Here is a 1,795-nt window from a genome sequence, read left to right as displayed (position 1 = left end):
CTGCAGCGGTGGACCCCCGAGTCGGCGGCACGCGGCAGAGAATGTCTTGAAAGAGCAATTACGCTCGATCCTGGATTTGCATTGGCGCATAGCGATCTTGGATGGTGCTTCTACATCCTGGCTATCGAGAATCAGATCCCTCCAATGGAAGCAGCCGATTCAATGAAAGCGACGGCACGACGGGCACTGGAAATCGAGTCAACGCTACCGGATGTTCACGGTGTTCTGGCAATGGCGGCAGTGCTCGACTACGACTGGTCTGAGGCTGGGCGGGAGTTCGAAATAGTCATGGCCAGCGAGCAGATGCAACCGTTTATTCGCTACCTCCATAGTTCGTTTTATCTTGTATCACTGGGGCGCATGGAAGAGGCGAAAGAGGGGATTAAGCGCGCACTTCAGGAAGATCCGCTCAATGCTTTGTGCCGGTCAGCCTTGGGGAGCTTCTGTTTGGCTTCCCGCAGATTCGCCGAGGGAGAAGCCATACTTCGGGATGCTTTGCAACTCGATGAGAACTTTTGGATCGCCCATTCATGGCTGAGCTTCTCTTGTCTAAAGCAGAATCGGCTGACCGAAGCCATCGCTTACGAAGAGAAGGCACGATCACTGGCGTCCTGGAATCCGACTGTGATCGGCCGGCTTGCCGCAATGCATGAGCGCGTAGGAGAAGAGATTCGAGCACAAGCCTTGCTCAAAGAGCTCGGCGACGGCACGGCCTTTGGAGTTCCCGGCGGCTTCTTTTGTTATTACTCCGTTCTAGCGAATATCGATTCTGCCGCTGACTGGTATGAGAAGGCCATTGAGCAGCGCGATCCCCGTGCGCCATGGCTATTTCCCCTGCAGTTTGGCGACCTCCTTACCTCCAGCCCCCGCTGGCCAGACTTGAAGCGGATGATGAACCTGAACGCAGATTAAAGGGCTGCGCCTGGATTATCGACAACCCTCTGTTTACTCGATTTTCGGCTGTAGGCCCGAGGCGTTCCCACCATCGGTAATAGCCATAGCGCTGATGACCTTGCGATCCGCGAAAGCTGGCATTTCTATCAGTTGTTCGACGCGGCGAAATGCTCTCAAAGGTTTGGGCGTCCAAAGCCTGGAGATGCCATCGATCGGCAATACTGCGGATCAGTATTCATAAGTCGGCATGGCGACTGGAATCACGGGACCTTGGTGCCGTTCGAGGTCGCTGTTGCCATGAGCGTTTACCGGGCCTGATCGTGGTCCGCCATTCCGGCACGACCGTGGCCTTCAAAACCACGTTTGAGGTATTCACCAGGGTTGGCCCCGACCACTCGCTTGAATGCCTTACTGAACGCGGCATCAGATTCGTAACCGACCAACCGGGCGACGTCGACGAGCTTCTTGTCACGCTGTTCGAGTAACTGCATCGCCTTCTGCATTCGCCACTCGGTTACATATTCCAGCGGCGTTTGTCCGAGTAGCTCTTTAAAACGTGCTGCGAATGCGGAGCGAGACATGCCCGCCGCTTCGGCCAGGGATTCGACCGTCCACGGTGTATTCACTCTGCCGTGAATGGCACTCAGGGCAGCGCCAATTTGAGGATCGAAAACCGCACGAAGCCATCCTTTGTTGCGTTCCGGTCCCGACGCGATATGCGTCCGGAGTACCTGGATAAACAGAACCTCGGCCAGCCGGCTCGCGACGACTTCAGATCCCGGCTCCTGTTCTGCCATTTCTGATGCCAGCGCCTGCATTGCGTTGTGAAGAGCAAGCGTGCTTTTCTGATCGGCATTAATCAGAATGAAGCTCGGCAATAACCGAGTGATCGGCGTCAGGC

2 protein-coding genes are annotated in these 1,795 nt (G+C 55.8%); one reads left to right on the top strand and one right to left on the bottom strand.

Annotated features, from left to right (window positions below; genetic code table 11):
- Window positions 1-912, top strand: a 912-nt coding sequence (locus WA354_RS04510) for a hypothetical protein (RefSeq protein ID WP_472811817.1), incomplete at its 5' end; no start/stop codon positions are given.
- Window positions 913-1,199: 287 nt separating this feature from the next.
- On the opposite strand, the gene WA354_RS04505 is transcribed toward WA354_RS04510, so the two are convergent.
- Window positions 1,200-1,795, bottom strand: a 596-nt coding sequence (locus WA354_RS04505) for a helix-turn-helix transcriptional regulator (RefSeq protein WP_472811816.1), incomplete at its 5' end; no start/stop codon positions are given.

It is taken from the genome of Occallatibacter sp. (genome assembly GCF_049802275.1).
GTDB lineage: Bacteria > Acidobacteriota > Terriglobia > Terriglobales > Acidobacteriaceae > Telmatobacter.
Note: the sequence above shows the minus strand (reverse complement) of the source record. Positions and strands in the feature narration are given on the sequence as shown.